This is a genomic window from Micromonospora sp. NPDC049060 (assembly GCF_040649055.1).
Taxonomy (GTDB): Bacteria; Actinomycetota; Actinomycetes; order Mycobacteriales; family Micromonosporaceae; genus Micromonospora; species Micromonospora reichwaldensis.
On the sequence record NZ_JBEZEV010000018.1, the window covers coordinates 50,577 to 66,752 of the forward strand.

12 protein-coding genes and 1 pseudogene are annotated in these 16,176 nt (G+C 74.2%); 10 read left to right on the plus strand and 3 right to left on the minus strand.

The features are described 5' to 3' along the window. Nucleotides 1-207 precede the first annotated feature (207 nt). The 9 genes and pseudogenes from AB0B83_RS10675 to AB0B83_RS10715 all read left to right on the plus strand — a co-directional run bounded on the left by AB0B83_RS10675 (nt 208) and on the right by AB0B83_RS10715 (nt 11,659). The gene (locus AB0B83_RS10675; protein ID WP_089003062.1) at nt 208-885 is read left to right on the plus strand and encodes a Crp/Fnr family transcriptional regulator; all 678 of its coding nucleotides are present in this window, start codon (nt 208-210) and stop codon (nt 883-885) included. Nucleotides 886-970: 85 nt separating this feature from the next. Further along, the gene (locus AB0B83_RS10680) at nt 971-1,714 is read left to right on the plus strand and encodes a metallophosphoesterase family protein (RefSeq protein ID WP_357577944.1); all 744 of its coding nucleotides are present in this window, start codon (nt 971-973) and stop codon (nt 1,712-1,714) included. A gap of 609 nt (nt 1,715-2,323) precedes the next feature. Then, entirely contained in the window at nt 2,324-2,926 is a 603-nt protein-coding gene (locus AB0B83_RS10685; RefSeq protein WP_357577945.1) for a TetR/AcrR family transcriptional regulator, read from the plus strand. An 83-nt stretch (nt 2,927-3,009) separates the two neighbouring features. Next, nucleotides 3,010-3,771 (plus strand): annotated as a pseudogene (locus AB0B83_RS10690) (TIGR03084 family metal-binding protein); the annotation flags it as partial. Nucleotides 3,772-3,914: 143 nt separating this feature from the next. Further along, nucleotides 3,915-5,639 carry an acyclic terpene utilization AtuA family protein gene (locus AB0B83_RS10695; RefSeq protein WP_357577946.1) on the plus strand — a complete coding sequence of 575 codons (1,725 nt, stop codon included), beginning with the start codon at nt 3,915-3,917 and terminating at the stop codon, nt 5,637-5,639. Continuing rightward, on the plus strand, nt 5,636-6,775 hold the full coding sequence (locus tag AB0B83_RS10700; RefSeq protein WP_357577947.1) for an acyl-CoA dehydrogenase family protein: 1,140 nt from the start codon (nt 5,636-5,638) through the stop codon (nt 6,773-6,775). The genes AB0B83_RS10695 and AB0B83_RS10700 overlap by 4 nt, the downstream gene beginning before the upstream one ends. A gap of 114 nt (nt 6,776-6,889) precedes the next feature. After that, nucleotides 6,890-8,491 carry a carboxyl transferase domain-containing protein gene (locus AB0B83_RS10705; protein ID WP_357577948.1) on the plus strand — a complete coding sequence of 534 codons (1,602 nt, stop codon included), beginning with the start codon at nt 6,890-6,892 and terminating at the stop codon, nt 8,489-8,491. A 14-nt stretch (nt 8,492-8,505) separates the two neighbouring features. Beyond that, nucleotides 8,506-10,479 carry a biotin carboxylase N-terminal domain-containing protein gene (locus AB0B83_RS10710; protein ID WP_357577949.1) on the plus strand — a complete coding sequence of 658 codons (1,974 nt, stop codon included), beginning with the start codon at nt 8,506-8,508 and terminating at the stop codon, nt 10,477-10,479. A gap of 16 nt (nt 10,480-10,495) precedes the next feature. Next, entirely contained in the window at nt 10,496-11,659 is a 1,164-nt protein-coding gene (locus tag AB0B83_RS10715; protein ID WP_357577950.1) for an acyl-CoA dehydrogenase, read from the plus strand. Between the two features lie 49 nt (nt 11,660-11,708). Here the strand turns inward: AB0B83_RS10715 and AB0B83_RS10720 are convergent, their stop codons facing one another. Next, on the minus strand, nt 11,709-13,514 hold the full coding sequence (locus tag AB0B83_RS10720; RefSeq protein WP_357577951.1) for an alpha/beta hydrolase: 1,806 nt from the start codon (nt 13,512-13,514) through the stop codon (nt 11,709-11,711). A 197-nt stretch (nt 13,515-13,711) separates the two neighbouring features. Continuing rightward, complete coding sequence (locus AB0B83_RS10725) at nt 13,712-14,212, minus strand: hypothetical protein (RefSeq protein ID WP_357577952.1); 501 nt, start codon at nt 14,210-14,212, stop codon at nt 13,712-13,714. A gap of 110 nt (nt 14,213-14,322) precedes the next feature. Here AB0B83_RS10725 and AB0B83_RS10730 point away from each other — a divergent pair, with 110 nt between their 5' ends. Then, nucleotides 14,323-14,670, plus strand: a complete 348-nt coding sequence (locus AB0B83_RS10730) for a hypothetical protein (RefSeq protein WP_357577953.1) — start codon at nt 14,323-14,325, stop codon at nt 14,668-14,670. Here the strand turns inward: AB0B83_RS10730 and AB0B83_RS10735 are convergent. Beyond that, nucleotides 14,647-16,152 (minus strand): serine/threonine-protein kinase, encoded by a 1,506-nt coding sequence (locus tag AB0B83_RS10735; protein ID WP_357577954.1) that lies wholly within the window; start codon nt 16,150-16,152, stop codon nt 14,647-14,649. The genes AB0B83_RS10730 and AB0B83_RS10735 overlap by 24 nt on opposite strands. Nucleotides 16,153-16,176: the final 24 nt, after the last annotated feature.

Consider the following 16,176-nt stretch of genomic DNA (forward strand, 5'->3'; position numbering starts at 1 on the left):
CTACGACCCGGGTGTCGGGGGCGGGATCGGCGTCCGGAGGGCGCGCGATTTTACTGCTTGATCAGGCCCGGCAGGTTACGCCCAACGATCAAGTTTCCAGGGGTGCACCTCTGATTGCTGCTCACGTGCGCCTAGACTGGCGACGCGCGAGGGATCAGCGGACGGCGGACCCGGCCGACGGACGGCACGCGCAGGCGGAGGTGCGCGATGGACGAGGTACTGGCCCGCAGCGGGATCTTCCAGGGCGTCGACCCGGAGGCTGCCGAGGCGCTCGCCAAGGAGATGGAGACGCTCGAGGTCCGCAAGGGCGAGATCGTCTTCAACGAGGGCGAGCCCGGCGACAGTCTCTACATCCTGCTGTCCGGCAAGATCAAGGTCGGTCGGCGGGCTGCCGACGGCCGGCAGAACCTGATCGCGGTGATGGGCCCGTCGGACATGGTGGGCGAGCTGTCGCTCTTCGACCCCGGCCCCCGCACGGCGACCGCCACCGCGGTGACCGACACCCGGCTGGTGCGGCTGCGCAAGCAGGCCCTGCGCCCGTGGCTGAACAACCGGCCGGAGATCGCCGAGCAGCTGCTCCGCGTGCTCGCCCGCCGGCTGCGGCGGACGAACGACTCGCTGGCCGACCTGATCTTCACGGACGTGCCCGGCCGCGTCGCCAAGAACCTGCTCCAGATGGCCGGCCGCTTCGGCACCCGCGACGGCGGCGTGCTGCGGGTGACCCACGACCTCACCCAGGAGGAGATCGCCCAGCTCGTCGGCGCCTCCCGGGAGACCGTCAACAAGGCGCTGGCCGACTTCGCCTCGCGTGGGTGGCTGCGCCTGGACGGCAAGAGCATCATCATCCTCGACCCGGAGCGTCTGGCCCGCCGCGCCCGCGTCTGACGCACCCGGCTGATCTGCCCCGGGCTCTGTCTGCCCGGGGCAGAATCGCTGGACTCCGGCACGGGCCGGTGGGCACGGTGGAGCGATGCTGAACCGGGTCGCCGTTCTCTCCGACATCCACGGTGCGCTGCCGGCGCTGGAGGCCGTGCTGGCCGAGCCGGACGTCGCCGCCGCCGACCTGATCGTGCTCACCGGCGACATCGCGGCCGGCCCGCAGCCGGTCGAGGTGCTGGACGTGCTCGCCGGCCTGGGCGACCGGGCCTGCTGGGTGCGCGGCAACGCGGACCGCGAGCTGGTGGAGACCCGGGCCGGGCGCCCGTCCCCGGTCGACGTCTCCAACTGGGCGGCGGAGCAGCTGCGCGACGACCAGGTGGCCCGGTTGGCGGCGCTGCCGCTGACGGTCACCCTGGAGGTCGCCGGACTCGGTCCGGTGTTGTTCTGCCACGCCACCCCCCGCGACGACGAGGAGGTCGTGCTCGTCGACTCCCGGATGGAACGCTGGGCGGAGGTGCTCGCCGACGTCCCCGCCGAGGTCGGAACGGTGGTCTGCGGGCACACCCACATGCCGTTCACCCGGCTGGCCGACCGCCGGCTGATCGTCAACCCGGGCAGCATCGGGATGCCCTACGGCGGCCCCGGCGCCTTCTGGGCGCTCCTCGGTCCCGGCGTGGACCTGCGGCGTACCCCCTTCGACGTGGACGCGGCCTGCGCCCGGGTGGCGGCCGAGTCGGGCTTTCCCGACGCCGCCGACTGGGCGGACGAGTACCTGCGCTCCCGACACAGCGACGCCGCAGCCCTCGCGGTCTTCGCCCCGCGCGACGGCCGCTGAGCACCGGCTGGCGCTCGCCGCCCCGCTGATCCCGCCCTGACGCTCGCCTGCCCCGAGGCTCGCCCGCTCCGCTGATCCCTGCCCCGAAACTCGCCTGCCTCCGCTGCCCCCGCCCCCGATGATCGTCGCTCCCGATGATCGCCACACCGCGACCCGCCCGGGGTGGGCAGTACTCGTTACGCCCCTGTCGAGCTGCCCCGTCCACGGGACCGGCCGGTCTACCTCTGCTCTCCCGCTGCCGGTGCAAGCCAGCCGGCACCGAGCCCGGCCCGGATCGCGGAAGGAACGCCCACCGCCACGCCCGGGAGCGGGCGGTCCGCCGGAAGCGAGCGGTCCGCCGGGGGCAGCCGATCCGTCGAGGCGCAGCCGATCCGTCGGGGGCGGGCACGCCACCCCACACCCATGAGCCCTGCCCCATCCATGGGGGCAGCTCGACAGGGTCGTGCCGGTCCCTGACCGCCACCACTGCCACCCCCATCGCCACCGCCACCCCCACCCGCCATCGCCATCGCCAGCACCGGTGTGCCGCCTCGGCACCGGCACGCGCCGCCCCCTCCAACTAAAAAAGTCAGTCTTGACTGTTTGTTTCTGTGGCGGCACGCTGTCCCCATGTCCGCATCGACCCGCGTCCCTCAGCAGGAACGCAGCCGCGCCACCCAGGCGCGGCTGCTGGAGGCGACCGTCGAGTGCCTGGTCGAGCACGGCTGGTCCGGCACCACCACCACCGTCGTCGCGGCCCGTGCCGGCGTCTCGCGCGGCGCCCAGTTGCACCACTACCCCACCAAGGCCGCGCTGGTCACGGCTGCCGTCGCTCACCTCGCGGAGCGGCGGGCGGAGGAGCTGCGCACCGAGGCCGAGGCGCTGCCGCCCGGCCCGCAGCGGCTCGACCGGGTGATCGACCTGCTCGGCGCGGCCTTCACCGGCCCGCTCTTCGTCGCCGCCCTCGAACTGTGGGTCGCCGCGCGCACCGACCGGGAGCTGCGCGAGGCCCTGGTGCCGCTCGAAGCCCGGGTCGGCCGCGAGATGCACCGGCTCACCGTCGCGCTGCTCGACGTGGACGAACGCCGTCCGGGCGTACGCGAGGCGGTGCAGGCGACCCTCGACCTGCTCCGCGGGCTCGGCGTGGCCAACCTGCTCAACGACGACTCGGCCCGCCGCGCCGCCCTGCTGCACACCTGGAAGCGCCAGCTCGCCACCCTGCTCACCCCCTGACCGCCCCGCCCTGACCGCCCCGCCCTGACCGCCCCGCCCCGACCGGCCCGCCCTGGCCGCCCGCCCAGCCCCCCGGAGGCCCCATGGTCGACCTCAAGGACCTGCTCGCGGACCTGGCCGACGAGTCCCAGCAGCTCGACGACCTGGTGACCCGCCCGCCGACCGACTGGGGACGTGCCACGCCGTCCCCGGGCTGGACCGTCGGGCACCAGATCGCCCACCTCGCCTGGACCGACCACGTCGCACTGCTCGCCGCCACCGACGCCGAGGCGTTCCTCGCCGTCGTGCTCGCTGCCCCCGACCCGGCCCGGCTCGTCGACGTCGGAGTGGCGGAGTTCCTCGCCCCGCCGAGCGAGTTGCTTCCCCGCTGGCGGGCCGGCCGGGCGGCGCTCACCGACGCGTTGGCACGCGTGCCGGCGGGCGGGAAGCTGCCCTGGTTCGGCACCCGGATGTCGGCCGCCTCGATGGCCACCGCCCGGATCATGGAGACCTGGGCGCACGGCACGGACGTGGCCGACGCGCTCGGCGTCACCCGCCCCGGCACGGCCCGACTGCGGCACGTGGCGCACCTCGGCTTCCGTACCCTCGGCCACAGCTTCGCCGCCCACGGCCGGCCGGTGCCGACGGCGCCGGTGCGGGTCGAGCTGGCGGCGCCGGACGGGGACACCTGGACGTACGGGCCGGCCGACGCCGCCGACCGGGTCACCGGTCCCGCGCTCGACTTCTGCCTGCTGGTCACCCAGCGGAGGCACCGCGCGGACCTGGCGCTGGCGGCGACCGGCCCGGTCGCCGACGCCTGGCTGGACGTCGCGCAGGCCTTCGCCGGCCCGCCGGGTCCCGGCCGCCCGCCGACGGCCCCCGCACCCGGCACGGCCGACGCACCCGACGCGACCGACACGGCGGACACGGCCGACGCGGCCGACGCGACCGACGCGGTCCCCGCTGCCGGGGCGGCCGGCCGGACCGGCGTGGCGGGCGGGGTGCCGGCGTGAGCGACGTACTGCGGGTGGGCAACGCCTCCGGCTTCTACGGCGACCGGTTCACGGCGTGGCGGGAGATGCTCGACGGCGGCGACCTGGACGTGCTGACCGGGGACTACCTCGCCGAGCTGACCATGCTGATCCTCGGCCGGGACCGGCTGCGCGACTCCTCCCTCGGCTACGCGAAGACCTTCCTCCGGCAACTGGAGGGCTGCCTAGGCACGGCGCTGGACCGGGGCATACGGATCGTGACAAACGCCGGCGGGCTGAACCCGGCCGGTCTGGCCGCCGCCATCGGGTCCCTCGCCGACCGGCTCGGCCTGACCGTCCGGGTCGGGTACGTCGAGGGCGACGCCCTCGCCCGCCCGGACGCGCTGACGGCGAACGCCTACCTGGGGGCGTACGGCATCGCGGCCTGCCTGGACGGCGGGGCGGACGTGGTGGTCACCGGCCGGGTGACCGACGCGTCCCTGGTGGTCGGGCCGGCGATCGCCCGGTTCGGCTGGGGGCGCGACGACCTGGACGCGCTGGCCGGGGCGACCGTCGCCGGTCACCTGGTCGAGTGCGGGGCGCAGGTGACGGGGGGCAACTTCAGCTTCTTCACGGAGCTGCCCGACGGCGGGCGGTGCCCCGGCTTCCCGGTCGCCGAGCTGCACCCCGACGGCTCCTGCGTGATCACCAAGCACCCGGGCACGGGCGGCGCGGTCACCGTGGAGACGGTCACCGCCCAGCTGCTCTACGAGGTCGGCGGCCCGGCCTACCTCGGGCCGGACGTGGTGACCCGGCTGGACACGGTGGAGCTGGCCGCCGACGGGCCGGACCGGGTACGGGTGAGCGGCGTCCGGGGTACGCCCCCGCCGGGCACCCTCAAGGTGGGCGTCAACAACCTCGGCGGCTTCCGCAACTCGATGACCTTCGTCCTGTGCGGGCTCGACATCCCCGCCAAGGCGGCCCTGGTGCGGAGCCAGGTCGAGGCGGCGGTCGGTACGGAGGGGCTGGAGTTCACCCTGGCCCGTACCGACCACGCCGACGCGGTCGACACCGAGGCGGCGAGCGCGCTGCTGCACGTACACCTGCGCGACGGCGACAAGGCGCGGGCCGGGCGGGCCTTCTCGGCCGCCGCGGTGGAACTGGCCCTGGCCTCCTACCCCGGCTGCACGCTGACCACGCTGCCGGGCGACGCGACGCCCTACGGGGTGTTCACCGCCGACGCCGTGCCGCAGGACACGGTGCCGCACGTCGCGGTGCTCCCCTCCGGCGAGCGGGTGTCGATCCCACCGCCGTCCCGCACCGCCGCCCCGGCGGACGGGCCGGCGACCGCCCCGGAGGCGGACGGCCCGCCGGCCGACCGGCTCACCCGGCGCGCGCCGCTCGGCGAGCTGGTCGGGGCGCGCTCCGGCGACAAGGGCGGCGACGCCAACCTGGGCGTCTGGGCCCGCACCGACGCCACCTGGTCGTGGCTGCGCGGCTGGCTGACCACCGCGCGGCTGCGCGAGCTGCTGCCGGAGACCGCGCCGCTGACCGTGGAGCGGTACGAGCTGCCGAACCTGCGGGCCGTCAACTTCGTCGTCCGGGGCCTGCTCGGGCAGGGGGTGGCCGCCTCCACCCGGTTCGATCCGCAGGCCAAGGCGCTCGGCGAGCTGCTCCGCTCCCGGCTCGTCGACCTGCCAACGGAGCTCACGCCCGGCCCGGACTCCCCGGCCGGCGGCGCGACGCCCCGGGAGAACCGATGACCATCGTGGACACGCCGGAGCGCCGGCAACTGCGGGAGCTGACCCGGGCCTTCGTCACCCGGGAGGTGCTGCCGCACCTGGACGACTGGGAGCGGGCCGGCGAGATTCCGCGGGAACTGCACGCCACCGCCGCCAAGCTCGGCCTGCTCGGCATCGGCTTCCCAGAGGCGGTCGGGGGTAGCGGCGGGGACCTGCTCGACTCGATCCTCGTCACCGAGGAGATCATCCGCTCCGGCGGCTCGTCCGGGCTGATCGCGGCGCTGTTCACCCACGGCATCGCCCTGCCGCACATCGTCGCCTCCGGCGACGCGGAGCTGATCGACCGGTACGTCCGGCCCACGCTTGCCGGCACCATGATCGGCGCGTTGGCGATCACCGAACCGGACGGCGGCTCGGACGTGGCGAGCATCCGCAGCCACGCCCAGCGCGACGGCGACCACTACGTGGTCAACGGGTCGAAGACCTACATCACCAGCGGCGTCCGGGCCGACTTCGTGACCACCGCCGTCTGCACCCTGCCGCCGGGCACCGGCGCCCTGACCCTGCTGGTGATCGACAAGGGTACGCCGGGCTTCACGGTCGGACGTCGGCTGGAGAAGCTCGGCTGGCACTGCTCCGACACCGCCGAGCTGTCCTTCGTCGACGTCCGGGTGCCGGTGACGAACCGGGTCGGCGCGGAGGACACCGCCTTCCTGGCGATCATGCAGAACTTCGCCGCGGAGCGGCTCTCGCTGGCCACCCAGGCATACGCCATCGCGCAGCGCTCCGTCGAGCTGACGGTGCGCTGGTGCCGGGACCGGTCCACGTTCGGCCGCCCCCTGGCGAGCCGACAACTGATCCGGCACCGGCTGGCCGAGATGCACACCCGCGCCGAGGCGGCCCGCGCGTACGTGCACGAGGTGGCGGCCCGGGTGGCGGCGGGCGAGCCGGTGGTGACCGAGGTGGCGATGGCGAAGAACGTCGCGGTGGCCGCCTGCGCCGAGGTGGTCGACCAGGCGCTCCAACTGCACGGCGGCTACGGCTACCTGCGCGACGCCGAGGTGGAGCGGCACTACCGCGACGCCCGGATCCTCGGCATCGGCGGCGGCACCACCGAGATCATGAACGAGATCATCGCGAAAGGCATGGGCCTGTGAGTGCGAGGAGTGAGCCGGGTTTGCGAGCCCCGCAGTCACGAACGAAGGAGGCCCTGTGAGTGCGAGGAGTGAGCCGGGTTTGCGAGCCCCGCAGTCACGAACGAAGGAGGCCCTGTGACGACACTGCGCAGCGCGGTCGACGCGTCCTCGCCGGGGTACCGCGCCAACCGGGAGGCGCTGCTGGAGCGCCTCGCCGAGCTGGAGACGGCCCTCGACCAGGCCCGCGCCGGCGGCGGCGAGAAGTACGTGGCCCGGCACCACAAGCGGGGCAAGCTGCTCCCCCGGGAGCGGATCGAGCTGCTGCTGGACCCGGACAGCCCGTTCCTGGAGCTGTCGCCGGTGGCGGCGTACGGCACCGACTTTCCCGTCGGCGCCAGCGTGGTGACCGGCATCGGCGTCGTCGAGGGCGTCGAGTGCCTCATCGTCGCGAACGATCCGACGGTACGCGGCGGCGCGGTGAACCCGTGGTCGCTGGCGAAGACCCGCCGGGCGGGCGAGATCGCCCTGGCCAACCGGCTGCCGATGGTGAACCTGGTCGAGTCGGCGGGCGCGGACCTGCCCACCCAGGCGGAGATCTTCATCCCGGGCGGGCGGGTGTTCCGCGACCTGACCCGGCTCTCGGCCGCGAAGATCCCCACGGTCAGCGTGGTCTTCGGCAACGCCACCGCCGGGGGCGCGTACGTGCCGGGGATGTCCGACCAGGTGATCATGATCCGGGACCGGTCGCAGGTCTACCTGGCCGGGCCGCCGCTGGTGAAGATGGCCACCGGCGAGGTCACCGACGACGAGTCCCTCGGCGGGGCGGCCATGCACGCGAGCACGTCCGGGCTGGCCGACTTCCTCGCCGAGGACGAGGCCGACGGCATCCGGCTCGCCCGGCAGTGCGTACGCCGGCTGAACCGGCGCAAGCAGGGCCCGCCGCCGCGCAACCCGGTCCCGGCCCCGCCGAAGTACGACCCGGAGGAGCTGCTCGGCATCGCCAGCGCCGACCTGAAGGTGCCGTTCGACCCGCGCGAGGTGCTGGCCCGGGTGCTCGACGGCAGCGAGTTCGACGAGTTCAAGCCGGCCTACGGCACCGCCCTGGTGACCGGCTGGGGCGAGCTGCACGGCTATCCCGTCGGGGTGCTGGCCAACGCGCGGGGCGTGCTGTTCAGCGAGGAGGCCCAGAAGGCGGCCCAGTTCATCCAGCTCGCCAACGCCGCCGACACCCCGCTGGTCTTCCTCCAGAACACCACCGGCTACATGGTCGGCACCGAGTACGAGCAGCGCGGCATCATCAAGCACGGCGCCCTGATGATCAACGCGGTGTCGAACTCGACGGTGCCGCACCTGACGGTCAACCTGGGCGCCTCCTACGGCGCTGGCAACTACGGCATGTGCGGGCGGGCGTACGAGCCGAGGTTCCTGTTCACCTGGCCGAACGCCAAGTCGGCGGTGATGGGGCCGGCGCAGCTCGCGGGCGTGCTGTCCATCGTGGCCCGGCAGGCCGCCGCCGCCCGCGGCCGGGACTACGACGAGGACTCCGACGCCGCGATGCGGATGATGGTCGAGCAGCAGATCGAGTCGCAGTCCGGCGCGCTCTTCCTCTCCGGCCGGCTCTACGACGACGGGGTGATCGACCCCCGGGACACCCGTACGGTCCTCGGGCTCTGCCTGTCGGCGATCCACAACGGACCAGTCAGGGGCGCCGACGGCTTCGGCGTCTTCCGCATGTGAGCGCGAGGACCGCCATGATCACAAAACTTCTGGTCGCGAACCGGGGCGAGGTCGCCCGCCGGGTCTTCGCCACCTGTCGGACGCTGGGCGTCGAGACGGTGGCCGTGCACTCCGACGCCGACACCGACGCGCCGTTCGTCGCCGAGGCCGACCACGCCGTCCGGCTGCCCGGGAACACGCCCGCCGAGACGTACCTGCGCATCGATCTCATCCTGGACGCGGCCCGCAGGACGGGGGCGGACGCCATCCACCCCGGCTACGGCTTCCTCGCCGAGAACGCCGAATTCGCCGCGGCGGTGACCGACGCCGGGCTGACCTGGGTCGGCCCGCCGGCCAAGGCGATCGCCGCGATGGGCGACAAGGTGGCGGCGAAGGCCCTGCTCGCCGAGGCGGGCGTGCCGATGCTGCCCACCTGGACCGACGCCGACGAGATCACCGACTTCCCGGTGCTGGTGAAGGCGTCCGCCGGGGGCGGCGGGCGCGGCATGCGGATCGTCCGCGACGCCGCCGGGCTCGCCGAGGCCGTCGCCTCCGCGCGCCGCGAGGCGGCTGCGGCGTTCGGCGACGGCACGGTCTTCATCGAGCGGTACGTCGAGCGCGGCCGGCACGTCGAGGTCCAGATCTTCGGCGACACGCACGGTACGGTGGCCGTCCAGGGCGTACGCGAGTGCTCGATCCAGCGCCGGCACCAGAAGATCGTCGAGGAGGCGCCCGGCGTCCTCCCGCACGAGGTACGCACAGCGCTGCACGAGGCGGCCGTGGCGGCGGGACGGGCGGTCGGCTACGTCGGCGCGGGCACGGTGGAATTCCTGCTCGCCCCGAGCGGTGAGTTCTTCTTCCTGGAGATGAACACCCGGCTCCAGGTGGAACACCCGGTCACCGAACTCTGCACCGGGCTGGACCTGGTCCGCCTGCAACTGATGGTCGCCGAGGGCCAACCCCTGCCGGAGAACGCCACCGACCCGCACTGGATGCGCGGCTACGCGATCGAGGTGCGACTCTGCGCCGAGGAGCCGGCGCAGGGTTGGCGTCCCGCCACCGGCACCGTCCACCGGTTCGCGGTCCCCGGGGTGGCCCGGGAGTTCGGCAACCTCCGGGCGGTCGGCCTGCGGCTGGACTCCGGCGTCGTGGACGGCTCGACCGTCGGGGTGCACTACGACTCGATGCTGGCGAAGGTGATCGCCTGGGGCCAGACCCGCGCCGAGACGATCCGGCTGCTGGCCGACGCGCTGGCCCGGGCCGAGTTGCACGGGGTGGCCACCAACCGGGACCTGCTGGTCCGGGTGCTGCGCAGCCCGGAGTTCGGCGCCGTGGAGATCGACACCGGCTTCCTCGACCGGCACGAGAAGGTATTCGCCCCGCTGCTGCCGGCCGACCAGCTCCCCCTGGTGGCCCTGGCCGCCGCGCTGGCCACCGCCGCAGCCCGCCGCGCCTCGGCGCCGGTGCTCGCCGGCCTCCCGTCGGGCTGGCGCAACGTGCCCGCGTTCCCGCAGGTCACCCGCTACGCGGGACCGGACGGCGAGATCGAGGTCCGCTACCGGCTGGACCGCTCGGGCGGCCTCGCCGAGTGGTCGACCTGGTCGGGCGGGCCGTCGCCGGTGGTGAGCCTGGTCCAGGCCGCGCCGGACCGGGTGGTGCTCGACGTCGACGGGGTGCGGCGGGCGTACCGCGTACACCGGGTGTCCTCGGAGGTCTTCGTGGACGGCCCGGACGGGGCGGCGAGCCTGACCGAGCTGCCGCGTTTCCCCGAGCCCACGGCGGAGCTGGCGGCCGGGTCGCTGGTCGCGCCGCTGCCCGGCGCGGTGACCCGCGTGCACGTCGAGGTCGGCCAGCGGGTGGCGGCCGGTGACCTGCTGCTGACCCTGGAAGCGATGAAGCTGGAACATCCCGTGCTCGCCCCGGCCGACGGCGTCGTCGCCGAGCTTCCGGTCGCGGCCGGCGGGCAGGTCGACACGGGCGCCGTGCTGGCCGTGGTCAACCCCGAGTGATCCTGGAGGCCCCCCGATGAACTTCGACCTCACCCCCGAGCAGGACCAGCTCCGCGACGCCGTGCGCGCCCTGGGCCGCCGGTACGGCCACGAATACTTCGTCACCAAGGCCCGCTCCGGCGAGCACACCACGGAGCTGTGGGACGAGGCCGGCCGGCTGGGCTACCTCGGGGTCAACATCCCCACCGAGTACGGCGGCGGCGGGGGCGGGATCACCGAGCTGGCCATCGTCTGCGAGGAGTTGGCGGCGGCCGGCTGCCCGCTGCTGCTGCTGGTGGTCTCCCCCGCCATCGCGGCCACGGTGATCGCCCGGCACGGCACCGAGGAGCAGCGCAAGCGCTTCCTGCCCGGCTTCGCGGACGGCTCGCTGAAGGTGGTCTTCGCGATCACCGAGCCGGAGGCCGGCTCCAACTTCCACCGGCTCGGCACGGTGGCCCGCCGCGACGGCGACGACTGGCTGCTCTCCGGCCGCAAGTGCTACATCTCGGGCGTCGACGAGGCGTCGTACGTGCTGGTCGTCGCCCGCACCGAGGATGCGGTCTCCGGAAAGCTGAAGCCGGCGCTGTTCGTGGTGCCGACCGACGCGCCGGGGCTGACCCGTTCCAAGCTGGACATGGAGATCGTCTCCCCGGAGAACCAGTTCCTGCTCTACCTCGACGACGTGCGGCTGCCCGCAGACGCGCTGGTCGGCGAGTCGCTGGACGCCGGCCTGCCGGCGCTCTTCGCCGGGCTCAACCCGGAGCGGATCACGGTCGCCGCGATGGGCGCCGGCACCGGCCGGTACGCGATCGAGCGGGCCAGCGAGTACACGGCCACCCGCAAGGTCTGGGGCGGCCGGACCATCGGCTCCCACCAGGGCGTCTCCCACCCGCTCGCGCACGCCGCCGTGCAGGTGGAGCTGGCCCGCCTGATGATCCACAAGGCGGCCACCCTCTACGACGCGGGCCGCGACCTGGAGGCCGGGGTCTCCGGCAACATGGCCAAGTACGCCGCCGGGGAGGCCGCCGCGCTGGCCGTCGACACCGCCGTCCAGGTGCTCGGCGGGGCCGGCATGACCACCGAGTACGGCGTGGCCACGCTGCTCGGCGCGGTGCGCGCCGGCCGGATCGCCCCGGTCAGCCGCGAGATGATCCTCAACTTCGTCGCCCAGCACGTCCTCGGCCAGGACAAGTCGTACTGAGCGGGCCGGGGTGCGGCGGGCACCCGATCGCCCGCCGCACCCCGGGTCCTCAGCGGACGGTCAGCGAGCCGACCGCCGGCAGCGGGGCGACCACCGGCGGGAGCCGCTTCGGCTCACCCCGACCGGGGGCGCCCTCGGCGGCCAGCGCGCCCTTCGACGCCTCCGCCCGCCTGGTCGCCTCCGGCTCGGCCGGCAGCTCGGCGAACGGCTGGACGTCGCCCACGCAGACCTTGCCGTTGGCCGGCAGCGCCCCGCGCAGCAGGTACGCGTCGACCGCGCCGGTCACGCAGGCCGACGTCCCGTACGCGGTGTGGCCCCAGCTGTCGCTGCTGAGCAGGCGGCTGTTCGGCAGCAGCCGGGCCGAGCCGACCGCGCCCCGGTAGTTGGTCGCCGGGTCCCAGTAGTTGCCCACGACCAGCACCGGCGCGGCGGTCCGCCGGTTGAACGGGCCGGTGTAGGCATCCTCGTCCCGCACGGTCCAGCTCTTGCGGGCGCACGGCGAGGTGACCCACGTCCACAGCCGACCGAAGTACGGGTCGCGCTTGTCGGCGTTCGCGGCCAGCACCGGGAACGAGCCGGCGTCCTTCGGGTGGTACGCGTCGGTGCAGTCCACGCCGAGGAAGGTCTCCAACCCGTTCTCGTACGGGAAGTCGTACCGTCGGGCCTGCTCGCGGGCCTTGACGGCCTGGCGGGTCACGTCGGCCGTCGCCGGGCGGCGGGCGGCCGGCGACGACGCCGGGTCGGTGAGCACCAGCAGGGCGGCGGTGAGGTCGACGACCTCGGCGTAGCCCGTCGGGCCGTAGAGCATGCTGAGGTTGGCGGCGACGAAGTCGGCGTACGTGATGGTGACCGGACCGAGGTCGGGGTCCTCGATGACCACCGGCTTGGCCCGCAGCCGCTTCGCGACCAGGTCGAACGACGCGACAGGATCGCCCTCGGCCAGCGCACACGCCTCCGCACCGGCCTTGTCGCAGCGCACCAGGATCTCCCGCAGCGCCTTGTACGCGCCCTGCGCGCTGCGCATCCGGTCCTCCTGGGGCAGGCTGCGCGCCCTGCCCTGGCCGACCCACTCGTTCGGGTTGAGCACGCCGTCGATCACCAGTGCACGGACCCGGTCCGGGAACATGTTGGCGTAGTACTGGCCGAGGATGCTGCCGTAGCTGAAGCCGAGGAAGGTGAGCTTCCGGTCCCCGACGGCGCGGCGCAGCACGTCCATGTCGCGGGCGACCTCGGCGGTCGACATCGCGCCGGTGAGCGGCTTGCCCGTGGTGGAGCAGCCCCTGCCGACGGCCTTCGAGGACGCCACGTAGGCCTTCTCCTCGGCCTTCGTGAACGGGAACGCCACGTTCAGCCCGGCGTACGCCCGGGTCTGCTCCTTGACGGAGGGGAAGCACCTGACCTGCTGGCTGGCGGCGACGCCGCGCGGGTCGACGCCGACGATGTCGAAGCGGTCCAGCACCTCGTCACCGAGGAAGTACGGCGCGGCGAGCGCGACGTCGGTGCCGGAGCCGCCGGGGCCGCCCGGGTTGACGAAGAGGCTGCCGATCTTCCGCTGCTGGTCGCGGGCCTTGACCCGCAGCACGGCGACCTCGGTCGTCGGGCCGTTCGGCTTGTCGTAGTCGCGGGGCAGCCGGACGGTGGCGCACTCGGCGTAGTCGTAGCAGGCGTACCAGTCCAGCGTGGGCGTGGGCACCCGGTCGACCCGGCGGGCCTCCTGCGGGCTGGTCCGGTCGGAGGTGACCGGACGGTCCCCGCCGGCGGGGGACGGTGCGGCGGCGGCGGGTGCGACCGCGGCGCCGGCGAGGAGCACGCCGGCGATTCCCGCGGCGGCGAGGGACCGGTTTCGTCGTGGCATGTGGACGCCTTCCGGTGGGCGACAGGACGGTCGAGCCGTGGCTCGACCTCCGTCACTCTAGGAACGGCGGACCAGGATCACCGGCCGGCGAACGGTTGCATATCCGACAAACCGCTGATCGATGTAACGAATTGTTCATCGTCGACGCTTTTGGCGGCGGCCAGGCGCAGTTGTCCGGTGTCAGCCGGCGCGCCGGCTCACCTGATGCCGGCCATCCACACGGGCGGTGTGGCCTTCGCACCGTCGGGCGCGTATTCGTCCGCCACCCGCCAGCCGGCGGATCCCTTGCGCAGCAGCAGGAAGCCGACGATCTCGCTGTGCGGGGCGCCCAGTCCGTAGACCTCGTCCTGGTCGACGAAGCCCATCCGGAGGGCGCAGATCGCCGCGGGATCGCGCTTCGCGTTCTTGCACAGCCCGAGGTAGCGGACCCCGGGGACGGCCGACAGGTGTCCGGCGATCGCCTCGTCCGGGTTGGCGTACCCGCCACGACCGGCGGCCGGGGACGCGGGGGCGGCCGACGACGCGGAGACGCCCGGCGAAGCGGGGGCGGCCGGGGACGCGGGGGCGGCCGGGGACGTCGGCCCGGCGCCGGTCGCGGGGGGCGGCGCAGTCGCCGGCTCCGGCGCCCCGTCCGCCCCGCACGCGGCCAGCGCACCCGACACCAGCACGGCGGCGACGATCCGGAAGACGCGGGTCACCGGCACTCCTCTCCCACGGGGACGATCACGGCGACGATCTCGGTGAAGATCATTGCATCCGGTGCCGGCGACCCGGTTGACAGCGGGCCCCACTCGGACATCCTGGACGGGTGAGACTTGCGAGGCCCGATGCGCGGGCGAAGGCGGTGGCGGCCGTGCTGGTGGCGGCCTCCCTGCTGGTGACGCTGATCGTGTGGGGGCGCCAGGATCTCGTCGGCGTGACGTTGGCGCTGCTCTGCGTACTCACGACGATGATCGCGGCGGTGTCCGTGGCGGCGGCCCGGCAGGACGACGGCCCGGAACCGGCGGTCACGCCGAACGGCCCGGGGCAGCCCGTCGGGGGACTGTACGGCGTCGACGCCGACACGCTGGAGTCGCTGGACCACCGGGAGGCCGTCCGCGCCATGCGGGAGCGCCACCGGGGACGCGGCGGCTCAGCGGCCCGTGAGGGTGGGTGAGGCGAGCGCGTCGAGCCCACGCCCGGCCAGGCAGCGGTACGTCCGGTCGGCGTCGGCCCCGGCCGGGGGCAGCACCTCCAGGTTCCAGCCGTCCGCGTAGCTGATCCCGCTGGTGAGCCGGAAGGTGGTCTCGTTGCAGACCCCGCGTACCACCGCGGCCGCGCTGACCTCGTCGTGGCCGGCGCCGACCAGGGTGTCGGGGAGCTTGCCCTCGGCGTAGCTCTCCCAGGTGTGCTGGCCGTCGCAGGGCACCCGGGGCGCCCGGGTCCGCGCGCCGCGCACCTCCATCGGCCCGAAGCACTCCAACTCGTCGGCGCAGCCCGCGCCGGCCGGCAACGCGGTCGTCAGGGCGCAGGCGGGCAGCACCGTGCTCGTCGCCGCCACGCCGGCCGTCGGCGACGGGCCCGGGCTGGAGACCGCGCCGGCCAGCCAGGCGCCGGCGCCGGCCGAGGCGGCCAACGCGACCATCCCGGCGCCGCCGAGGAACCAGCGCCGCCGACGCCGCTGGCCGGCGGTGGGCACCGTGGGGTGGAGGTCCTCCACCGGCGGTCGCGGAGCGGGCCGGGAGGCGTGGTCCACGCCGTACGGGCCGACGGGGCCGGGCACGCCGCTGACCGGACCCGGGATGCCCGGGCCGGCCGCCGGGGAGCCGACGGGGCCGAGCGGCAGGCCGACCAGCAGGTCGCGCAGCTCGACGGCCGAGGGACGCTCACCGGGGTCGTTGGACATGCCGGCCCGGAGCACGTCGATCATCTCGGCCGGCACCCCGGGCAGGCCGGGAACCGGCTGGTGGAACATCTCCAGCACCGTGACCAGGCTGGGGTTGCGTTCGGACTGCCAGCGCGGCGGGCGGCCGTGCATCACCGCGTAGAGGGTGGCGCAGAGGGCGTAGACGTCGACGGCGGGCGACGGCGGGCTGTGGTTGAACATCTCCGGCGGCGCGTAGGCCGGGGTGAGCACCTCCAGGGCGACCGAGGCGTCACGCATCTCGGCCACCACGGCCAGCCCGAAGTCGGCAAGCACCGCCGAGTTGAAGTGCGAGTAGAGGATGTTCGCCGGCTTGACGTCGCGGTGCAGCACGCCGGCGGCGTGCGAGTGGGCGATGGCGTCGGCGATCTTGACCCCGAGGTCGCGCGCCTCGGCGGGCCCGAGCGGCGAGGTCCGCATCCGCTCGGCGTACGAGCCGTCGCAGAGCTCCATGATCAGATAGGGGTGCTGGTCGACCGTGACCCCGACGTCGAAGAGATCGACGACGTGCGGGTGGGACGACATCCGCCCGGCGGCCCGCGCCTCGCGCAGGAAGCGGGCCTGGTCGTGCTCGCTGTCGAGGGTGCGATTCTCCACCTTGACCGCGACCTCACGCCCCACCGAGATCTGGGTCGCCTTGTAGATCGTCGCGTAGCCTCCCCTGGCAAACACGTGCAGATCGGTCAGACCGGGCACAATGGGCGTCGGCAGGGCGCCGGGCGGGGTCGCGGTCACAGCTCGAAAATACCCAACCGGACC

Excerpts from the sequence above, each read along its gene's own strand:
- AB0B83_RS10685 (WP_357577945.1), top strand. The coding sequence starts at position 2,324 with ATGTCCGCATCGACCCGCGTCCCTCAGCAGGAACGCAGCCGCGCCACC.
- AB0B83_RS10710 (WP_357577949.1), top strand. The coding sequence starts at position 8,506 with ATGATCACAAAACTTCTGGTCGCGAACCGGGGCGAGGTCGCCCGCCGG.
- AB0B83_RS10680 (WP_357577944.1), top strand. The coding sequence starts at position 971 with ATGCTGAACCGGGTCGCCGTTCTCTCCGACATCCACGGTGCGCTGCCG.
- AB0B83_RS10720 (WP_357577951.1), bottom strand. The coding sequence starts at position 13,514 with ATGCCACGACGAAACCGGTCCCTCGCCGCCGCGGGAATCGCCGGCGTG.
- AB0B83_RS10700 (WP_357577947.1), top strand. The coding sequence starts at position 5,636 with ATGACCATCGTGGACACGCCGGAGCGCCGGCAACTGCGGGAGCTGACC.
- AB0B83_RS10715 (WP_357577950.1), top strand. The coding sequence starts at position 10,496 with ATGAACTTCGACCTCACCCCCGAGCAGGACCAGCTCCGCGACGCCGTG.
- AB0B83_RS10675 (WP_089003062.1), top strand. The coding sequence starts at position 208 with ATGGACGAGGTACTGGCCCGCAGCGGGATCTTCCAGGGCGTCGACCCG.